This is a genomic window from Sphingobacterium hotanense, from assembly GCF_008274825.1.
GTDB lineage: Bacteria > Bacteroidota > Bacteroidia > Sphingobacteriales > Sphingobacteriaceae > Sphingobacterium > Sphingobacterium hotanense.
On record NZ_CP030848.1, the window covers coordinates 4,207,995 to 4,227,760 of the forward strand.

Here is a 19,766-nt window from a genome sequence, read left to right on the forward strand (position 1 = left end):
TTATTATTTCGAATTTTTACCGTCGACATTTGTAAGAGACAGCAAATTAACGGATATTTGCAAACTTACAGTATAATGTATAATTATGTCAAATATTGTTCGAATTATAATTTGTAGTTTATTGGTGATCGGCACGGTGGCGTTGTTTTGGATTGGCCAATGGGGTTGGGGAATTCTAGCCATTTTGATAACAATCCTTGCTTGGGTGACCGTATTCTTCAACGAGAAGATGTTACTAGCACAATGGTTCCTAAGAAAAGAACGCATGGACAAAGCAGAAGCATGGTTGAAAAAGATCAACAACTATGAAAAAGAGCTTATCTCTGCTCAACATGGATACTACCACATGTTATTAGGATTGATCGAGTCGCAACGCGCACCATTACAATCGGAAAAATACTTCAAGAAAGCCCTTTCGATGGGACTTCATATGGATCACAACGTGGCACTAACGAAGTTAAGCTTAGCAGGTATAGCCATGGCAAAACGCAATAAACGCGAAGCCGAAAAACTTCTTGCCGAAGCGAAAAAAGCAGATAAAAACAAACTCCTTGAAGAGCAAATCAAAATGATGAAATCTCAAATGGGAATGATGGATAAACAACAATTCCGCTATTCGAGGTAGATGTTAGAGTTTAGACATTAGATTTTAGATATTGAAAAGACGCCAATGGCGTCTTTTTTTTTATTAGCGAGGTCTGAATCAGGAAAGGAAGCATGTAAGGATGAACAAGATCCTGCTAATCCTTTCATCCTTCCTTTCCTGGTTCAAAGGCAACACATCCCGACCATCCTTACATCCTTTCCTTTCCTGGTTCAGACACAGATTCATCAAATCCCTGCCGAATTAAACTGCAATTCGTATAGTTTTCTATAGTGTCCATCGATTTCGAGAAGCTCGTGGTGGCTTCCGATTTCCATGATTTCGCCCTTATCGAGTACAATGATTTTATCTGCTTTTTGTATTGTCGATAGGCGGTGTGCAATAACAATAGAAGTTCTTCCGTCCATCATATTGTCGATGGCGTGTTGAATCATCAGCTCTGTTTCAGTATCGATAGAAGACGTTGCTTCATCCAGGATGAGGATCTTCGGATCATGTACTAGTGCGCGGATGAAGGATATCAACTGAGCCTGTCCGGCAGATAAAGTTGAACCGCGTTCCTGCACCTGATACTCAAAGTTGCCCGGTAAGCGCATAATGAAGTTATAGGCACCGACTTTCTTGGAAGCATCGACGATACTCTCCATCGAGATATTTGGATTGTTCAAGCGAATGTTGTTGAGCACGGTATCTGAGAAGAGAAAAACATCTTGCAATACCGTAGCAATCGTTTGACGCAAGAAAGTCAGATCGTACTCACGGATGTCTACACCATCCAACAGGATCTGCCCTTTTTGGATCTCATAAAAACGGCTCAATATATTGATAACCGAAGATTTCCCCGCACCAGTTGCTCCCACCAGCGCAAGCGTCTCACCTGGCTTTACCGAAAAACTAACGTCCTTCAGTACCCATTTCTCTTCATTATAGGCAAACCAAACATTCTTAAATTCGATTGCTCCGGCAACATGCTCCGGCTTATATTCTCCGGCATCTGGTGTAAACTCATCGGTATCCAAGACATCGAAAATACGTTCCGCGGAAACCATCCCCATCTGCAAGGTGTTGAACTTGTCGATCAACTCCCGGATTGGGCGGAAGATCATGTTGATATACATAATGAATGCAACGACAACACCCGGAGAGATGGCATCGGCTAGAATTTGTTTGGAGCCATACCAAACCAGAAGTCCGGTGGCAATGGCAACAATAATCTCTAATACAGGGAAGAATATAGAAAAGTACCAGTTGGCACGAATATGCGCATTTCTATGTTCTTTGTTGATCTCTTTGAACTTGCGCATCTCTTGATCTTCGCGCGCAAAATATTGAATGACCGCCATCCCGGTAATATGCTCTTGCAGGAAGGTATTCAAATTGGAAACCCACAGACGCACGCTTTGGAAGGCTGATTTCATAGCTTCCTTGAAGATATACGTCGCGCCAATCATTAATGGCATTGGAATCAAGACGACTAAAGTCAGTTTCCAATCCGTATAGAACATCACACCTAGAATAACGACTAATTGCAACAAATCACCAATAATCTGAATTAGTCCTTCGGAAAAGATATTGGCGATGGTTTCTAAGTCCGAGATCGTCCGAGTAATCAACCGACCGATAGGTGTATTATCGAAATATTTAAGGCGTAAGTTGGTAATATGATTAAATACTTGGATACGGATATCGCGGATAACCGACTGCCCGAGCGTATTTGTCATTAATGTGTGAAAATATCGAATCAGTGTTTGTGCCACTAATAATGCAAGCATAAGTAACAGCATTTGTGTTAAGCCTTTGCCCGATCCCGATAAAATATAATGGTCTAACGTGTACTCGATCAACAGCGGCAAAGCCGGAGCCACGGCCGCCAATAAGATGGTCAGCACCACGGAAACCCAGAAAATAGTGCGATAAGGGCGAATATATTTCGCTAGGCGCCCCAATAACTTACTATCATATGCTTTTCCGGAGATTGATTCTTTTTCCAAGGTGATGTGATTAATCGATATAAGGATACAAAACTTTTGTTAAATATAGGCCACATGCCGGAACAGAAGTCCCCGCCATCGAGCGATCCTGACTCGCAATGACAGCTTTTACATGTTCTACAGGCTTTTTCCCTAGCCCTACTTCCATCAATGTCCCCACGATTGCCCGAACCATATTTCTTAAAAAACGATCTGCAGTGATATGGAAGATCAGCTTGCCATCCTTCATTTCCCATTCAGCGCGGGTTATCTCACAGATATTAGTGAACACCTGTGTGTTCGATTTGCTAAAGCAACTGAAGTCTTGCTTCCCCAAAAGGTCTATAGCTGCCAAATTCATCTTATCGATGTCCGGGATATCACGCAATAACCAGGATTGCAAATGTAGAAATGGATCTTTTATAAAATGAACATGATATTCATAGCTTCTGGAAGTTGCGTCGAAGCGCGCATGGGCCGCACTATCCACAGGAATAAGTCTATAGACGACGATATCGAAGGGCAGTAAAGCATTGAGAGAATGGATAAAACGATCTGCATTTTTTAGTACCGCTGCATTGCTCTCAAAATGTACAAACAGCTGCTTGGCGTGTACCCCAGTATCGGTTCTACCCGCGCCGACGGTCTCTACAGGCTCCCGAAGCAAGATCTGCAAGGCCCCGTTAAGTTTTTCTTGCACACTTACTGCATTCTCCTGCACCTGCCAACCATGATAAGCAGTACCATTATATGCAATCTCCAAAAAATAACGTGATGATGTTTGTTCCACGAAGCAAAGGTACGCAAAACTAACTTTTGCGGAAACCAAAAGCCGTCCGAAACTAAACCCAATTTGAACTGTTTATACTATATTTGTACATATACTTAAAATTAAACTATGATACAGCGTATTCAAACCGTTTGGTTGTTATTATCTAGCCTTGTACTTTTCGCGCTATTCCTCTTCCCTTATGTGAGTTATATCGACTTGGTTGGACTAGGAAAAAACATTTATGTTTCTGGAGTTTATTCATCGGTAAACAACGTGGCTACGAAAGAATCCTCATTTCTGTTGATGACTATCGCTACGGTAGTATTAGCACTGATTCCGTTGTTCATTATTTTTAAATATAAGAACCGTAAAACGCAGCTATCACTTATCCTTGTACAGGTCATCCTAATCTGTTTATTTGCTGTCTGGATGTTTATTTCTGCAAACAATATCCTGAGCCTGATCAATCAAAGTATTGGTGCTAATAATATCGGTATTGGTTTCTTCCTATTGCCGGTATCCATTCTGTTTTTGGGCTTGGCAATCCGCGGTATTCGTAATGATAACAAATTGATTAAATCTGCGGATAGATTACGTTAATTCTTTATGCCATGAAGCAACTACTATTAGCCATATTTTTTATCGGTCTTTTTGTTGCACCTCAGTATTTGAAGGCGCAGGAAACCGAAGATCCAAGCGTGCATGTGGTGAATGAAATTCAGTTCGACCTAAAGTCTTTTAAGACCGTCGCTGATACCCTTGTTGTTGATCTCTTCGCCATTTCTTATGAAAAGAACCCGCGCGAATTCCGCCTCAATGTATTTGGATCCAACCTAACGGATGCCGATGGAAAAGAGCATTTCCTAACATCTATTCAAGTAGGGAGAGTAATCGTAAATATTGCAGACAGACAGAATTACTTGAACTACCTATTGAATCAAGATGTGCCTGTCGCAATCCAACTCAAGCTTGCACCAGCAACGGATGCTATTAAAAAAGCAAAGCAAGTAAAGTTAGTTTTTGCAGACTTTGAAGAAGAAGGAAAGTTTGTTGAGTCAATTATTGGGATTAGACATTAGAGTTTAGATGTAAGATATTAAACATTAGACCTTAGAATATGCGGGATTGTATTGAGGAATTGGATATACATATTAAACTGGGGTCGATTGGATACTAATCTTACTCAATAATACATAGAAAAAGGGGCTATTTGCATAACCCCTTTTTCTATATTCCGTCAGCTCTAATGTCTTAAATCTAACGTCTAATATCTAACTTAATTTAATCCTCTTTTCACCATTAAGTGTACTGGATTCGGATCTGCTCCGCGGAATTTACGGTACATTTCTGCAGGGTTTCCTGTTCCACCTTTTTCTAGGATGTTGCTACGGAATGCTGCTGCTGTTCCTTGATCGTAAAGTCCTTTTTCTTTAAATGCTGCGAAAGCATCAGAGTCTAATACTTCAGACCAGATATAGCTATAGTATCCAGCAGAGTATCCTCCAGAGAAAATGTGTTGGAAGTAAGTACTTCTATAGCGAGGGATGATCGCATCAATTAAACCGATTTTTGACATCGCTGCTTTCTCGAAATCATTCGCTTTTGCCGCAATGGGCGCAGTTGCTGCGTGATAATTCATATCCAGGATAGATGCCGCAAGGTATTCTACTGTTGCAAAACCTTGATCGAAAGTCCCTGCTTTTTGCATTTTCTCGATTAATGCATCAGGGATAGCTTCTTTCGTTTGGTAGTGTTTTGCGTAAGATTTCAATACTTCAGGATCTCCAGCCCAGTTTTCCATAATTTGAGATGGCAACTCTACGAAGTCACGTGGAACAGATGTTCCTGCTAAACTTCTATGTTTTACATTAGAGAATAAACCGTGCAATGCATGTCCAAACTCATGGAACAATGTAGTTGCTTCGTCAAATGTTAATAACGCTGGGTTGTCGCCTACCGGTTTTGTGAAGTTACATACGATAGAGATTACCGGAGCCACACGCTTCCCGTCTTTTCTGCTCTGACCTCTGTAAGAAGTCATCCATGCGCCCGAGCGTTTTGACTCGCGAGGGAAGAAGTCAGCATACAATAATCCTAAGTGTGATCCGTCTTTATCGCGAACCTCATACACTTCTACTTCCGGATGGTAAACCGGAACGTTATTCAATGCTACGAAGCTGATACCCCACAATTTCTTAGCCGTTTCAAATGCACCTTCGCGCACTGCTGGCAAGCTGAAATAAGGTTTAATCTCTTCTTCGTTCAATGCATATCTCGCTTTACGGATTTTCTCTTGGTAATAACGCCAATCGTAAGGTGCAACTGTGAAAGTATCTTTCGCCGCATCGATCTCTTTTTGGATATCCGCCGCTTCTGTTTTTGCTTTCGCAAGCGCCGGAGCCCACAACTTATTCAATAGATTGTTGACATTCGTAGGATTCTCCGCCATCGACTCTTCTAATACATAAGCTGCATGTGAAGAATATCCCAATAGCTTCGCTTTCTCTAAACGTAGGTTTGCAATTTTAACCAAGGTTTCTTTGTTGTCTTGGTCATTACCGTTGTTTCCACGCATTTGATAAGCTTCCCAAATCTGCTTGCGCAATTCGCGGTTGTCCGCATATTGAAGGAAAGGCATGATAGAAGGGTTCTGCAATGTAAACACCCATTTACCTTCTTTTCCTTTAGCTTTCGCTTCGTTTGCTGCTGCCGTCTTCAATTCCTCTGGCAATCCAGCTAAATCTTCCGCTTTATCAACAACCAATTCATAAGCATTAAGCTCGTTCAATAGGTTTTGACCATATTGAGTCGTCAATACAGATAAGTCTGCATTGATTTTCTTTAACTTCTCTTTGTCTTCTTCCTTCAAGTTTGCACCCGAACGAACGAAGTCTTTATATGTTTCTTCTAATAATTTTTGGTCTTCAGCGTCTAAACCTAGCTCCGCCTTCTTCGCATATACTGCCTTCACACGGTCAAATAACTTGGAATTTAAAGAGATCTCATCACTATGCGCAGACATGACAGGAGCCATATCTTTGGCAATAGCTTGAATCGTATCGTTAGTATTCGCTGAGTTTAAATTATAGAAAACAGTAGAAACACGATTTAACAACTGTCCAGCATTCTCTAATGCTAGGATGGTATTTTCAAAAGATGCTTCTGCTTGGTTATTTAAGATCGAGTCTACTTCGGCATTATGAACAGACAATGCTTCTTTGAAAGCCGGTCTGAAATGTTCATCCTTAATCTGATCGAATGGAGGAACTTCAAATGGAGTTTCGTATGCCGTTAATAATGGGTTTTTCAAGTCTTCTTGTTTTTGTTTACTCTCTTGATTGTTACACCCTACAACTAAGCTAGCGACGATAGCCAGGTAGGGTAGAAAACGCTTTTTGTTCATTATTAGATGTTTTAATTCAATTTTTTGTGCAAAGGTAATTATTATTTAAGTAAAGACACTACAAACGTATTCTTTTGACCTATCGGAAATATGCTAATTTTTTTTGACATTTGATGTAACAATAGCACCTATTAAGCGTCTAACTGACAAAGTATTAAAGATGAAATCATTTTTTTGGTGGTGTGCAGGTGTCCACCGCGACACATTAGAAAGATATCCTGAAGAAAAGAATAAGTATATCAGCATTGGTGCAACCATATTCTTTACCGGTTTATTTGCAGCTTTAGCGGGTGGATACGCTTTGTATTTTGTCTTTAGCGGAAGCCCTTTTGCCATGCTCTATGCCTTTGTTTTCGGGCTAATCTGGGGATTGGCAATTTTCAATTTAGACCGATATATTGTTCTCAGTATTGATAAAAGCCGTTCCGGAGGGATGCAGTTTCTGCAAGCCTTGCCGCGTATCCTATTGGCTATACTTATTGGTTTGATTATCTCACGTCCTTTAGAACTTAAAATATTCGACAAAGAAATCCGCGAATACCTACGCGCTGAGTATCTCGTGCAGCAGAATGCAAAGATCGATACCCTGAATAAAACGTTCGAAAACAAATATTTGGTTGAATATGGTCAGCTGAATGCATTAAAAACACAAGCCGACTCCTTGGAATCTTCGATTAAAACCTCACGCCAGCAGCTGAATCATGAAATATTCGGTACCAAGACCGATGAAACCTCCGGAGTGATGGGCTATGGTCCGTATGCGAAGATGAAAGAAGGTTCGCTGAATCAGCAACAGTCTTATTTAGATACCTTAAGAAGCCGGATACAACAGAAGGAGTCATCCTTGCTACAGCGGAAATCGGCAGAGGGCTTAATGGACCAGCGGATACTATCAGATCGTTCCTTGGATAGTGCAGTGAATGTAGCTGGCTTCGCCGATCGCAATGCGGCACTTAGCAACCTGCATAAGAAACCCGATGGAACCGTGAATAAGTCTACCGAATATGCGGTCATCTTCATTGCACTATTGTTTATCTTCTTCGAATGCCTTCCGGTTTTCGTCAAGCTGATGAGCGGACGAGACGCTTATGATAATGCTTTGAAAAATCAGAAGGAAATCCATGAGTATGAATCAGATACCAGCGTACGAGTCGAAAAAACGGCAATTGATAAAATCGAAGATTATCGAGTAGATGCCTCCATCAAGCGCCGTATGGACAAGTTATGCGAGGAATTCTCAAATTCCTAAACTTTAAATATCTCATTTAAAAATATTTACACAGGAAAGAGCGGCAAAGACTTGTCGCTCTTTCTTGCTATTGGCGTTATTTTTGAATAGCTTATACGCTGATTACAGATAGTAATCAATTGTTTGTTAAATATAAAAAGAACGTGTTATGATTGGAATTATTGGAGGTCTAGGACCGTTAGCAGGGATTGATATTGTTAGAAAAATCATCGAGGAAACCAATGCGCAGAATGACCAAGGCCATCTACCTGTTCTATTATCCTCACAACCCAACAAAATTCCCAATCGGGTTGACTATTTATTAGGCCTTGAGCCCAGAAATCCAGGGATTGATATCGCGAATATCGCCATTGAATTAGAAAAGGCTGGTGCATCCGTCATCGGGATGCCAAGCAATACCGCCCATACGGGCCCCATCTTCGATACAGTGAAAGAGGAATTGACCCGACAGGGCTCTCAAGTTAGGTTTTTAAACATGATCGATGAGGTGGCAGACTACATTAATGAAGTTTACCCTGGAAAAGCCGTATCCGTTCTGGTTACCAATGGAACCAAAAACAATGGACTTTATAAAAACAGTCTAGAAGCGAAGGGAATTACATTCATCGATAGCCATGAAAGCCTACAAGAAAAGATTCACGAGGCGATCTATGATAAAACCTATGGATTGAAACATGTATCCTCGCCTGTAACCAATCGATCACATGACGCGCTCGTTGCGGCAATTCAAGAGCTAAAGGGCCATGGAGCAGAACTTATCATCATGGGATGCACGGATATCCCTATGGCATTACGAGAGAAATCATACTATGGTTTACCAGTACTTGATCCCAATCGCATCCTAGCACGCGCACTCATCAGAACGCAGGACGCAACGAAATTAAAAGAAGATGTTCTTTAAACCTTCTATTTCAAATAGACTCTTAACTTAAGATATTTGGACGTATTAATTAAAATTTTCATTAAAGTATATGTGTAAAAGAAAAATATTTCAGTTATTTGCAACATTGGTCTTTGCATTAACTTTCGCAGTTTCCAATGCCACGGCACAAGAAACCATTTCAAAAGTAGATACCGATATTTTTCCGGAAGCGGAGAAAGGCTATAAGAAAATGGTAATTGAAGTGCCCTATTCCGATCGCGATGCTTCAAAACGCATTGAATTCAGCATCGGGAAATACATGGAAGTCGATGGTTGTAATCATTACGGATTACAAGGCGAGACAGAGGTAAAGGACTTGCAAGGCTGGGGATATCAATACTATATCTTCAAAACCAACGGAGACGTCATTTCTACCCAAATGGGTTGCCCTGATTTGCCAAAACGCAACCTCTTTGTTTCCGCGGCTCCTACCAACTTACGATACAACGGTAAAATGCCAATCGTAATTTATGTTCCGGAAGAATACTCCGTACAGTTTAAAATTTTCACAACGACAGATGAGATCTACCAAGCAGCAGAAGCTCCGTCGAAATCGAAATAAAAACATTAAATCCTATGAAACATGCAAAACCTGGACAGCATAATGTTGTTCAGGTTTTTTTGTCTATATAGGACGTGGATGTCTAGTGCGCTGTACTAAATGTTGTCAGCGCAACGTCTAAAAACAGTTCTCCGATACCTTTTATTCCTATTTTCATTATCTTTAATACTATGGCTTATACTTCAATCAGCGAGATAGACAACGTTTATTCTGCACAAGAAAAACACAAAGATGTAGCAAAACATAGCACCGCTCAACAGCGCAAGAAGTTGCTAGAACGACTGCTCGCAGAAATAAGATCGAACGAAGATGCCATACAGAAAGCTTTATACCATGACTTCCACAAGTCGGCGATGGAGACTGCTATCACCGAGATATTCGCTGTCGAGTTCGAACTGAAACAATTTATCAAGCATGTTGAGAAATGGGCGAAAGGAAAGTCGGTCAGCCGCTCTTTATTGTTCCCCAATGTTTCAGCCTCTTTGCATTATGAGCCCAAAGGCCAAGTTCTCATTATTACCCCATGGAACTACCCTTTCCAATTGCCATTAGTGCATCTCGTTGCATCTATAGCTGCTGGCAACGTCACGATGCTGAAGCTATCCGAATTTTCGAAACATACGAACCAGGTCATCAAAAAAATACTGGGAGGCATATTCAAAGAGGAGCATGTTGCCGTCATCGAAGGCGAGGTCAATGAAACCACCCATTTGTTGACAAAACGATTCGACCATATACACTTCACCGGGTCCCCTGCGGTAGGCAAGATTGTGATGAAAGCAGCCAGTGCCAACCTCTCGGACATCACGTTGGAGCTGGGCGGAAAATCACCTGCTATTTTTGACAAGAATGTATCACTTGAACGTGCTGTTAAGAACATTATCTGGGCTAAGTTTGTCAATGCAGGACAAACCTGTATAGCACCAGACTATCTACTCGTCCCTAGACCACTTAAATCGGAAATAGAACAATTATTCAAAAAAGAATTGGAACATGCTTTCGGGACGAATGCGCAGCATTCGCCAGACTTTGCCCGCATTATCAATGACAAGCAATACAAGCGCCTTAGCGATGCCCTAACGGATGCAAGGTCGTTGGGAGCACAATTGATTGCTGGTGGAAATTTAGACGAGAGAGAGCGCTATATAGAGCCTACAGTACTCAGCAATGTTGCGGAGAACAACCCTTTGATGACCGATGAGATCTTTGGTCCTATCCTACCGATTGTCTATTACAATCAAATTGCCGATGCGATCAGTTTTATCAATAAGAAAGAGAATCCTTTAGCACTTTATATCTTTAGTGAAGACAGCAAATTCAGTAATCATGTTATTCGACATACCAGTGCAGGGTCAACCTGCGTCAATGACGCCATGATACAAATATTGCACCCTAGTTTGCCCTTTGGTGGGGTCAATAATTCAGGGATTGGGCAGTCGACAGGATGGTATGGTTTTAAATCATTCTCGCATGAACGTGCTATTGCCGATGTCAAGCTGATGCCAATGTCGAAGATGTTCTGGTTTCCATACACCGAAAAGACCTTTAAGCTCTTGAAATGGATGAAGAAATTGATCTAACCGAAGATCTTATCCCATAAACTCCGTTTGATACCAACGAAGAACTCGCCATTTTCCTTTTTCAAAGGATAAACGCGTATAAAATTATGCTGTTTCTCATCGCCCTTGCCCGTTTCGATATCGAATCGGTGTCGATGAAATGGGCAGATGAGTTTTCCCTCTTCACACCATCCATGGGTCAAGTCGGCGCCTGCATGAGGGCAACGGCTCGAGGTTACCGATAAGATGCCGCCCTCGCTAATCAAGCAAAGCTTCTTCCCTGCAACATGCAAAGCTTTCACATAATTTCTGCTCTCATCAATCTTTGCAGGCACCTTATGCCAGGTTAAGTCGTCATCCTCGAATTCTTCCATAAGTTAAATGTCAGGCTTTTTTAGCTAAAAACAAAAAAAGCTGCCCAAATTGGGCAGCTTCTCTTATCTCTATTTTGATTCCAGTCTTATTGGAATTTCTTAGCATTAACTTTACGCTCGTTTTCAGTAAGATAGATCTTACGAAGACGCATGCTCTGTGGAGTTACCTCGATGTACTCATCCGCTTGGATGTACTCCATGCTCTCCTCTAATGAGAATTTAATTGCAGGAGCGATACGTGTGTTATCATCTGAACCTGAAGCACGCATGTTGGTTAACTGCTTACCTTTCGTTACGTTGATTGTTAAGTCATTATCACGGATGTGCTCTCCTAAGATCTGTCCTTCGTAGATATCTACTCCCGGATCAACGAAGAAACGACCACGATCTTGTAATTTATCGATCGAGTATGCTGTTGTACTACCTGTATCTAATGAAATCAATACCCCAGCTAAACGTCCAGGAATTGTTCCTTTCCAAGGCTCATATCCTTTCAAACGGTGCGCCATTACAGCCTCACCAGCAGTAGCCGTCAATACGTTGTTACGTAATCCGATGATACCGCGAGAAGGAATCGAAAACTCTAAGTGTTGCATTTCGCCTTTCGACTCCATGATCAACAACTCACCTTTACGTTGAGTTACTAATTCGATAACCTTTCCAGAAACCTCTGCAGGTACATCAACTACTAACTCCTCGATAGGCTCGCATTTTACACCATTGATTTCTTTAACAATTACCTGTGGTTGACCTACTTGTAACTCGTATCCTTCGCGACGCATGGTCTCAATCAATACAGACAAGTGAAGAATACCACGGCCATATACTAACCATGCATCAGGAGATTCCGTCGGAACAACACGTAATGCTAGGTTTTTCTCTAATTCTTTTTGAAGACGGTCATAAATGTGACGTGAAGTAACAAACTTACCCTCTTTACCGAAGAAAGGAGAGTTATTGATCGTGAACAACATGTTCATTGTTGGCTCGTCAATGTGCATTACTTCTAATTGCTCTGGGTTTTCGAAGTCAGCGATAGTATCACCGATTTCAAATCCTTCAATACCTACAACTGCAACGATATCACCAGCCTTAACCTCAGAAACTTTAACACGACCTAATCCTTCGAACAATTGTAACTCCTTAACACGAGATTTAACCACCTTACCGTCGCGCTTCATTAATGAAACCGGTTGGTTTTCTTTGATGCTACCGCGTACTACACGACCGATCGCAATACGACCTACGAATGTAGAGTAGTCTAAAGATGTTACCTGCATTTGTAAAGTACCGTCAGATACTTGTGGTGCAGGGATATGTGTAATGATAGCCTCAAGAAGGTCTGTAAAGTCTGTTGTTGGAGTTTTCCAGTCTGTAGACATCCATCCTTGTTTTGATGAACCGTACAATACCGGGAAATCTAATTGCTCTTCAGTAGCACCTAAGTTGAAGAATAAGTCGAATACATTTTCGTAAACCTCGTCTGGACGACAGTTTTCTTTATCAACTTTGTTAACTACAACAATCGGTTTAATACCTAATGCCAATGCTTTACCTGTAACAAAGCGAGTTTGAGGCATCGGACCTTCGAAAGCATCTACCAATAAAACAACACCGTCTGCCATTTTCAATACACGCTCTACCTCACCACCAAAGTCGGCGTGGCCCGGAGTATCGATAATGTTAATTTTAGTGTCTTTATATTTTACAGATACGTTTTTAGATACGATGGTAATCCCACGCTCACGCTCCAAATCATTGTTGTCCAGGATTAACTCTCCTGAATTTTCATTGTCTCTGAATTGGTTAGTAAAGTGAAGAATTTTGTCAACCAACGTAGTTTTACCGTGGTCAACGTGCGCAATAATCGCTATGTTTCTGATGTTCTGCATTGAGCAATAATGTGTTATATAAAAATAAGAGGTGCAAAGATATACAATTTGCACCTCAAAACTCACTATTTTTTGTTAATATTTTATTAGCCCAGTATTTATTCTCGATTAAGAATAATAAAATTAGTCCCTGAAACACAATAATTAAGCACTTAAAAACTTCATGCGAAGGCTTACAATGGGATCTATTCCCTAGAATCATTACAAAACAAAGAGCGGATACCTCTCATAGAATATACCCGCTCTTTCTTATCTTGTCGGCTTGACTTACTTAATCACGCCTAATTCCTTACCCACTTTTGTAAAGGCAGCAATCGCTTTATCCAAGTGTGCTGGCTCATGTCCTGCAGAGATCTGAACGCGGATACGTGCTTTTGCTTGAGGAACAACCGGATAATAGAAACCGATTACATAAATTCCTTCTGCTAACATCTTAGAAGCAAATTCTTGAGCTAATTTAGCATCATATAACATCACTGGAACAATCGGATGGAAACCCGGTTTGATATCGAAACCAGCTTCTGTCATCTTCTCGCGGAAGTATTTCGTATTGCTTTCTAATTTATCACGAAGCTCAGTCGTTTCGCTCAACATATCTAAAACCGCAACGGAAGCACCAGCTATTGCAGGCGCCAATGTGTTGGAGAACAAATAAGGACGAGAACGCTGGCGAAGCATATCGATAATTTCCTTTTTACCGGAAGTAAAACCACCGGATGCACCACCCAACGCTTTACCTAATGTACCTGTGATAATATCTACACGATCCATTACGTTGAATAATTCGTGCGTACCACGGCCCGTCTTACCAATAAATCCAGAACAGTGCGACTCATCGATCATCACTAATGCTTCATATTGGTCTGCTAAGTCGCAGATTTGATCCAAAGGAGCAACAGAACCATCCATCGAGAAGGCGCCATCTGTAACAATGATTTTATGGCGTGCGCCAGCAGCTGCTTGCAATTGCGCTTCCAGATCTGCCATATCCGCGTTTTTATAACGGAATCTTTGCGCTTTACATAAGCGAACACCGTCTATAATAGAAGCGTGATTCAACTCATCTGAGATGATCGCGTCCTCAGCAGAGAATAAAGGCTCGAATACACCACCGTTTGCATCAAATGCCGCTGCATAAAGGATCGTATCTTCCGTGCCTAAGAATTTTGAAAGCTTCGCCTCCAATTCTTTATGAACATCCTGTGTACCACAGATAAAACGTACTGATGACATGCCATATCCGTGTGAATCAATTGCCGCTTTTGCTGCAGCAACAACTTTCGGATGTGAAGACAATCCCAAATAGTTATTCGCACAGAAGTTGATTACTTCCTGACCCGTACTAATTTTAATATCAGCACCTTGAGGCGTTGTGATAATGCGTTCTTCTTTATATAGACCAGCATCTTTAATGGCTGCCAATTCCGTTTCTAAAGCGGGCTTTAAGGTTTTGTACATATCGGTAAATTTATTTGCGATAAAGATAAGCTTTTTTTTAAAGTCAAACCCACGAAAACGTTTGTTTGAAATTTCAAAAAGCCCTTAAATAGCGAAAGAGCCGTAATACGTTTACGACTCTTCCTTTTTTCAACATAGCAATTCGCTATTTAATTCTCTTCCATGTTTCGGTACGCCCAAGTAAACTAACGCCTACATAGCCGCGAATATCCAGCGCATCATTACTCTTCAACGTCATTTTACAACTATAAGTCTTTCCAGACTTAGGATCGTAAATCTGTCCGCCCTCATAGGTCTTCCCGTTTTTGGTGAAATTCGTTAAAATTTCCAAGCCTTGGATATTGCGCGAACGCAATGACTCCGTCGGATTCTTCAAATCCTTCTTGCTAGAGTCCTTTATCCAATACAACTTCCCATAATACTTATCGCCCTTTTTGTAGATTTCAATACGTCCTTCTCCACTTGGATTTTGCCATTTCCCAAGAATTGGATCATTACTTTGTGCAAAGACCATTAGCCCAATGAATATCGCGCATACTGTTGTCAATAATCTTTTCATAGTTCACATCGTTTAAAATTGTCAAGTCAAGATAACAAAATTATTCTATGTTAGCATAATATTATTTTTGTTACCTCTTCATTTCAATCGATTGATTACGCGTATTGGCATCAAATTTGAATGATTAATTATAAGTCAAAACGTACGAATTATGAGGTTTATCATCAGTCTTTTAGTAACAGGTTTAGTAGTCGCTCTAGCGTCTTGGGTGATTCCGGGCGTGTCGGTTGCTGGATTCGGTTGGGCGATTTTAACAGGTCTTGTTATTGGTCTTGTTAACGCTATTGTTGGGGGCATTCTAAGATTATTTACATTCCCTTTGAATTGGTTGACGTTCGGATTAGTTTCCTTTATCATAACGGTATTGATGATTATGTTATCAGACAAAATCATGGGTACTAAGTTTGAAGTAGATGGCTTCTGGCCAGCGTTCTTCTTCGCTATCGCTGTTGCAGTGATAGAAATGATTATCGGCGCAATGACATCCGACAAAAAATAAACTACCTACAGGAAATTACATTAGTCTCCACTACAAAGAAAAAAGAAAGCCGGCAAACGATCGTTTGCCGGCTTTCTCATGTCAAATTTATCAAGTATTAATACACTCCAATATATTGGTTTCCTGGTTTGTTCTTCAAGGTAGCTCCAACTTTCATATCGCCTGTTTTCTTATTGAATACATAGACATTTCCATCTTTGCCAACTTCAGCTACTGCGATAAATACTTCGTCGCCGTAGGTTGCTATATTTTGAATTTGGCGGAATGCCAAGTTCTCCTCTCCCGGAATAGTATATTTTGTTCCAGAATTATCCTTTAAGTTGATACGAGCGATATGTCCACCTTTTTGTCCTGCAATAGAGTACACCACAAAACCGATTCCATCGCCTACATACTTCCAAGTTTCGATATAAGAATTCGTTACGCCTAAAGCCTTATCTAGGCTAAACTCAAAAGCATTATCATAGTCATTCGTTGCTGAGTTAATTCGCAAGATTCTAGACCCTCCAGTAGCTTCGCCTGACGTTGCTTGATACACATGTCCATCCGTACCGATGTATTGCATTGTACTGCGGTATCCGTTTGTATTCGCCTTCGTTTTTGTGGAAGTAATTAATTTCGGGTTTTTCAGGCTTGGATAATCAAGTACCAAAGTACGAGCATCAACCTTTGCCGCATTTCTGTCTGTCGCAAATACTGGGTTACCTTTGTCGTCAATGGTAAAACCTGTCGTGTTGATACGAGAAATCTGAACTCCAATATATACCTTATTGCCAGCTTTGTTTACAATAGGAACATCAATACGGCTAATATGATACCCCGCTTTTATCTCTGCCTCCGGCAAACGAATCTCCGCAGTAGAAGTATGTGTGATCTTTGGATCATTTAAATCCAAACTAATCGCATCAATCTTAGTAGACACTTCTTTGTAAACAAAGTTCGGAGAAGTTCCAGTGAAAACAACAGGGTTTGCCGTACCACGCACAGCAATACCTACACCAGGAGCAGCAATTAGCCATCTTGGCGACTTGCTCACATAATTGGCTGTAGCGACCTCATTGCCTTCAGGAATAATATTCTTACCACCTCCGACACGATATTTGTTGAAAACACCACCGTCGTCACCGGTATACTGAATATTGTATAGGTATTTACCGTCTGGAGAACCCTGCAAACGCGCTGTTCTAGCAGAGCGAACGCCTTCACCCTGATCAAATACATTCACAGAATATTTAGGGTCTCTTGCTTCATCAACCGTCATGCTGAAAACCATTGTTCCACCATCACCGTCTCCAGCCTCATCTTGCATCTTAGCACCAGACACGGTTATCCAGCGATCTACATCCTTAATTTCGCCGCCATTATTATCTTTTTCACAACTGCTAAAAAATACAGTAGAAGTTACAGCACCTAATATGGCAAACTTTAAAAATTTATTTCTCATACTGTTATATGTTATAATTTACTAATTGAATAATTCAGTTTTAAATAGACTCCACGTCCTGGTTTTTGCACCCCAAAATTGTCGTAGATCTCCGCATTAAAAATATTTTTCAAATCTACACTCGCGATGAGCTTACGGCTCGGAAAGGTATAGCTTGCTCCAAAGTTTTGAGAAACCTGCGTCGGTGTAATGAACCACTCTGAATCGAACCAGACCGTACTAAACGGAGCAACATATCCGACGGTATAAAACAGATTAAGCTCAGAAGACTTTTGAACCACATTTTTCAAACGATAATGGATATTCCCATTCATCGTAAAGAATGGTTCATTTGGAATTTGCTTATTATAATTATCACTCTCTAAACCTGTTATAGGACTATAGCGTTGTTTATTCTTAGAATTGAATTTGGAAAAGTTGAAGTTTACCGCTAGATCTTTATAGGTATACATCAATTCACTTTCAAATCCTAACGACTGAGCAGAAGACAAGTTCACAAATTGCGTCAATTCCAGCTCCTGGGAGTTCATCAATTCATTTGCAAATGGCATGATACGATCTTTGATATTTCTCCAAAAGGCATTCGCTCCTAATGACACTTTATGTCCCGAAAAATCAAATGTTCCTAGTCTGAAACCTGCATTATAGTTGTCGCTGATCTCGGGAGAAATCCCCGTATTTGGCAATACGTTTTCTTCAGGGCTACCGAAGGTTTCGCTATCGTCGGGCATACGCACAGCACGCTCTGCCGAAGTTAACAGAACCACTTGCGGCTTAACTTTATAGGAAACTGCCAAACCATAGCCAGCATTAGTTCTGTTGTTCTTTTCTCTTTCTTCTGATATAACGACTTGACCATTGTTAACCGTTCCGACAAAAGAAGTCTTCCCAATCGATTGCTGATAAAGCTTATAAAATAAATTAGTCGTCAACCTGTTGTTCAGCGTTTGCGCTTCATAGTTGAAAGAAACGACATTCTTGGAAAAATCATTTTTACTATTCAAACCTGTCTTGCCGACATCCGTAAGAAGATTCTGATCTTTACGGTCAACTGAGTAGAAAACATGGTTCACAGAAACTCGATGTCCAGTTACAATGTCATAGCTCAAATTCGACCTAATATTTGCGACTTGTCGGTCAATATCTGTCATCATCGGTCGGCCCTGTTGTGCACCATCGGTATTCCTTACTGGATTTCCGTTGATGTCCAATTGTACATTGCCATCCCAATTATATGCCCAAGGAATAGTGTCTTGTATATAGGTATTTCGGAAACTGTACACTCCGTTTATGCTTAAGTTCAGCCCTTCTAAACCTAGATTTCTCTTATTGTAACTTAAGCTTAACACGTTGGCATTTGCTTCTGAGGTCCTTCCCATATATGGAGTTCCCATAGTTTGCCCATGCTGTATTTCGTTGTATGAATCAGAAATATTATAACCCAAAAAGAATGAATCTGCCCATTTCACACCAGTAAATCCAAATTCAAATCGTCCAGAAACAGAACGATAGCCATCGAAGAATCGCTTTGTGCGATAGTACCGGCGCAGAACCCCATTTGGCTCAATATATTTTGAGAATTTACCCCAAATTTCGTAATCATTGTCCGAACTCATATATGTTCCAGCAACGCGGGTTGTAAATCCACTTTTTGCATCGCGATATATTGCACTAATATCAGATTGGAGCGTATTGAAGGATCCATAAGAAACCGCCGCAGAAAGATTGTTGGTAAGACCGGCTTTTTTCAAAACAATATTGATTGCTCCGCCCAACAGATCCCCCGATAGGTGCGCTGGAAGTACACCTTTATAAACTTCGATGCGCTCAATCATCGCAGGAGGGATATTATTTAAATTAAAGGAAGAACCATAGGTCGAGATTTCAATTCCATCGATAAAAATACCGACAGAACGTCCAGTCATTCCATTTAGATTATATTGGACTTCCGACCCAAGACCACCACTTTGTCTAACCCGAACACCTACCGTACGGTCCAGAAGTTCATTAGTCTGTATGTTACGAATTGCTGCTTCTTTTGTTTCAATCACATTTACCGCAAAGCCCTTTGTTTCAATCTCTCGCTTGGCGGAGTTTCCCGTTACACGAATCTCGTCCAAACTCACATCGCCACGTGGATCAATATGAATATGTAAATCATACTTCTTCTTATCGACATTCAGCGGTAAGTTCTTCGTCTGAACCTCAACAGAAGTTACGGTAATAACTTGTGAGCCATAAGGAACTTCGGCTAGAAGATACTCGCCTTTCTCATTGGAGACAGAAGCGATTGTGGTGCCTTTTATACGTACTGTAGCCTGTTTAACAGGGGTTCCGTCCAATAAATGTACAATACCTTTGATGTTTGCTGTTTGCCCGAAGCAAGCGATTGAACACAGAAAAAAGAATAAGGTAGAGTAAAAAAATTTCATTATACCAGATTAATACCTAATTTTGGAGCATCATTTAGAACAAGTCTAAATAAATGTTGCTGCAAAT

Annotated in this window: 17 protein-coding genes; 8 read left to right on the forward strand and 9 right to left on the reverse strand. The window is 40.8% G+C overall.

What is annotated here, in order from left to right; genetic code table 11:
* Nucleotides 1–85: 85 nt before the first annotated feature.
* Nucleotides 86–625: a tetratricopeptide repeat protein gene (locus DSM08_RS17760; RefSeq protein WP_149527384.1), complete on the forward strand. Its 540-nt coding sequence runs from the start codon at nucleotides 86–88 to the stop codon at nucleotides 623–625.
* A 206-nt stretch (nucleotides 626–831) separates the two neighbouring features.
* On the opposite strand, the gene DSM08_RS17765 is transcribed toward DSM08_RS17760, so the two are convergent.
* Both DSM08_RS17765 and truA read right to left on the reverse strand, forming a co-directional pair.
* A complete protein-coding gene (locus DSM08_RS17765) occupies nucleotides 832–2,595 on the reverse strand; it encodes an ABC transporter ATP-binding protein (protein WP_149527385.1) in 1,764 nt (587 codons plus the stop codon).
* A gap of 10 nt (nucleotides 2,596–2,605) precedes the next feature.
* A complete protein-coding gene (gene truA, locus DSM08_RS17770) occupies nucleotides 2,606–3,364 on the reverse strand; it encodes a tRNA pseudouridine(38-40) synthase TruA (RefSeq protein ID WP_149527386.1) in 759 nt (252 codons plus the stop codon).
* A 108-nt stretch (nucleotides 3,365–3,472) separates the two neighbouring features.
* Here truA and DSM08_RS17775 point away from each other — a divergent pair, with 108 nt between their 5' ends.
* Nucleotides 3,473–3,946, forward strand: a complete 474-nt coding sequence (locus DSM08_RS17775; protein ID WP_149527387.1) for a DUF4293 domain-containing protein — start codon at nucleotides 3,473–3,475, stop codon at nucleotides 3,944–3,946.
* 11 nt (nucleotides 3,947–3,957) lie between these two features.
* The gene (locus tag DSM08_RS17780) at nucleotides 3,958–4,425 is read left to right on the forward strand and encodes a hypothetical protein (RefSeq protein ID WP_149527388.1); all 468 of its coding nucleotides are present in this window, start codon (nucleotides 3,958–3,960) and stop codon (nucleotides 4,423–4,425) included.
* Nucleotides 4,426–4,622: 197 nt separating this feature from the next.
* On the opposite strand, the gene DSM08_RS17785 is transcribed toward DSM08_RS17780, so the two are convergent.
* On the reverse strand, nucleotides 4,623–6,749 hold the full coding sequence (locus DSM08_RS17785; protein ID WP_149527389.1) for a M3 family metallopeptidase: 2,127 nt from the start codon (nucleotides 6,747–6,749) through the stop codon (nucleotides 4,623–4,625).
* A gap of 160 nt (nucleotides 6,750–6,909) precedes the next feature.
* Between DSM08_RS17785 and DSM08_RS17790 the strand changes: the two genes are divergently transcribed.
* The 4 genes from DSM08_RS17790 (at nucleotide 6,910) to DSM08_RS17805 (ending at nucleotide 11,062) form a co-directional block, all read left to right on the forward strand.
* Nucleotides 6,910–7,998, forward strand: a complete 1,089-nt coding sequence (locus DSM08_RS17790; protein ID WP_149527390.1) for a DUF4407 domain-containing protein — start codon at nucleotides 6,910–6,912, stop codon at nucleotides 7,996–7,998.
* A gap of 148 nt (nucleotides 7,999–8,146) precedes the next feature.
* Complete coding sequence (locus DSM08_RS17795; RefSeq protein WP_149527391.1) at nucleotides 8,147–8,899, forward strand: aspartate/glutamate racemase family protein; 753 nt, start codon at nucleotides 8,147–8,149, stop codon at nucleotides 8,897–8,899.
* Between the two features lie 70 nt (nucleotides 8,900–8,969).
* The gene (locus DSM08_RS17800) at nucleotides 8,970–9,482 is read left to right on the forward strand and encodes an ecotin family protein (RefSeq protein ID WP_149527392.1); all 513 of its coding nucleotides are present in this window, start codon (nucleotides 8,970–8,972) and stop codon (nucleotides 9,480–9,482) included.
* Nucleotides 9,483–9,652: 170 nt separating this feature from the next.
* On the forward strand, nucleotides 9,653–11,062 hold the full coding sequence (locus tag DSM08_RS17805; RefSeq protein ID WP_149527393.1) for an aldehyde dehydrogenase family protein: 1,410 nt from the start codon (nucleotides 9,653–9,655) through the stop codon (nucleotides 11,060–11,062).
* On the opposite strand, the gene DSM08_RS17810 is transcribed toward DSM08_RS17805, so the two are convergent.
* The 4 genes from DSM08_RS17810 to DSM08_RS17825 all read right to left on the reverse strand — a co-directional run bounded on the left by DSM08_RS17810 (nucleotide 11,059) and on the right by DSM08_RS17825 (nucleotide 15,324).
* Nucleotides 11,059–11,415, reverse strand: a complete 357-nt coding sequence (locus DSM08_RS17810) for a Rieske (2Fe-2S) protein (protein WP_149527394.1) — start codon at nucleotides 11,413–11,415, stop codon at nucleotides 11,059–11,061. The two genes, DSM08_RS17805 and DSM08_RS17810, sit on opposite strands and share 4 nt — an antisense overlap.
* An 86-nt stretch (nucleotides 11,416–11,501) precedes the next feature.
* A complete protein-coding gene (typA, locus tag DSM08_RS17815; RefSeq protein WP_149527395.1) occupies nucleotides 11,502–13,307 on the reverse strand; it encodes a translational GTPase TypA in 1,806 nt (601 codons plus the stop codon).
* 267 nt (nucleotides 13,308–13,574) lie between these two features.
* Nucleotides 13,575–14,765, reverse strand: a complete 1,191-nt coding sequence (gene kbl, locus DSM08_RS17820) for a glycine C-acetyltransferase (protein WP_149527396.1) — start codon at nucleotides 14,763–14,765, stop codon at nucleotides 13,575–13,577.
* Nucleotides 14,766–14,910: 145 nt separating this feature from the next.
* Nucleotides 14,911–15,324 carry a DUF2147 domain-containing protein gene (locus DSM08_RS17825; protein ID WP_149527397.1) on the reverse strand — a complete coding sequence of 138 codons (414 nt, stop codon included), beginning with the start codon at nucleotides 15,322–15,324 and terminating at the stop codon, nucleotides 14,911–14,913.
* A gap of 151 nt (nucleotides 15,325–15,475) precedes the next feature.
* Between DSM08_RS17825 and DSM08_RS17830 the strand changes: the two genes are divergently transcribed.
* On the forward strand, nucleotides 15,476–15,823 hold the full coding sequence (locus DSM08_RS17830; RefSeq protein WP_149527398.1) for a phage holin family protein: 348 nt from the start codon (nucleotides 15,476–15,478) through the stop codon (nucleotides 15,821–15,823).
* A 97-nt stretch (nucleotides 15,824–15,920) separates the two neighbouring features.
* Here DSM08_RS17830 and DSM08_RS17835 read toward each other — a convergent pair whose 3' ends face one another.
* A complete protein-coding gene (locus DSM08_RS17835) occupies nucleotides 15,921–17,267 on the reverse strand; it encodes a hypothetical protein (RefSeq protein ID WP_149527399.1) in 1,347 nt (448 codons plus the stop codon).
* An 11-nt stretch (nucleotides 17,268–17,278) separates the two neighbouring features.
* Nucleotides 17,279–19,699, reverse strand: a complete 2,421-nt coding sequence (locus DSM08_RS17840) for a TonB-dependent receptor (protein WP_149527400.1) — start codon at nucleotides 19,697–19,699, stop codon at nucleotides 17,279–17,281.
* Nucleotides 19,700–19,766 lie beyond the last annotated feature (67 nt).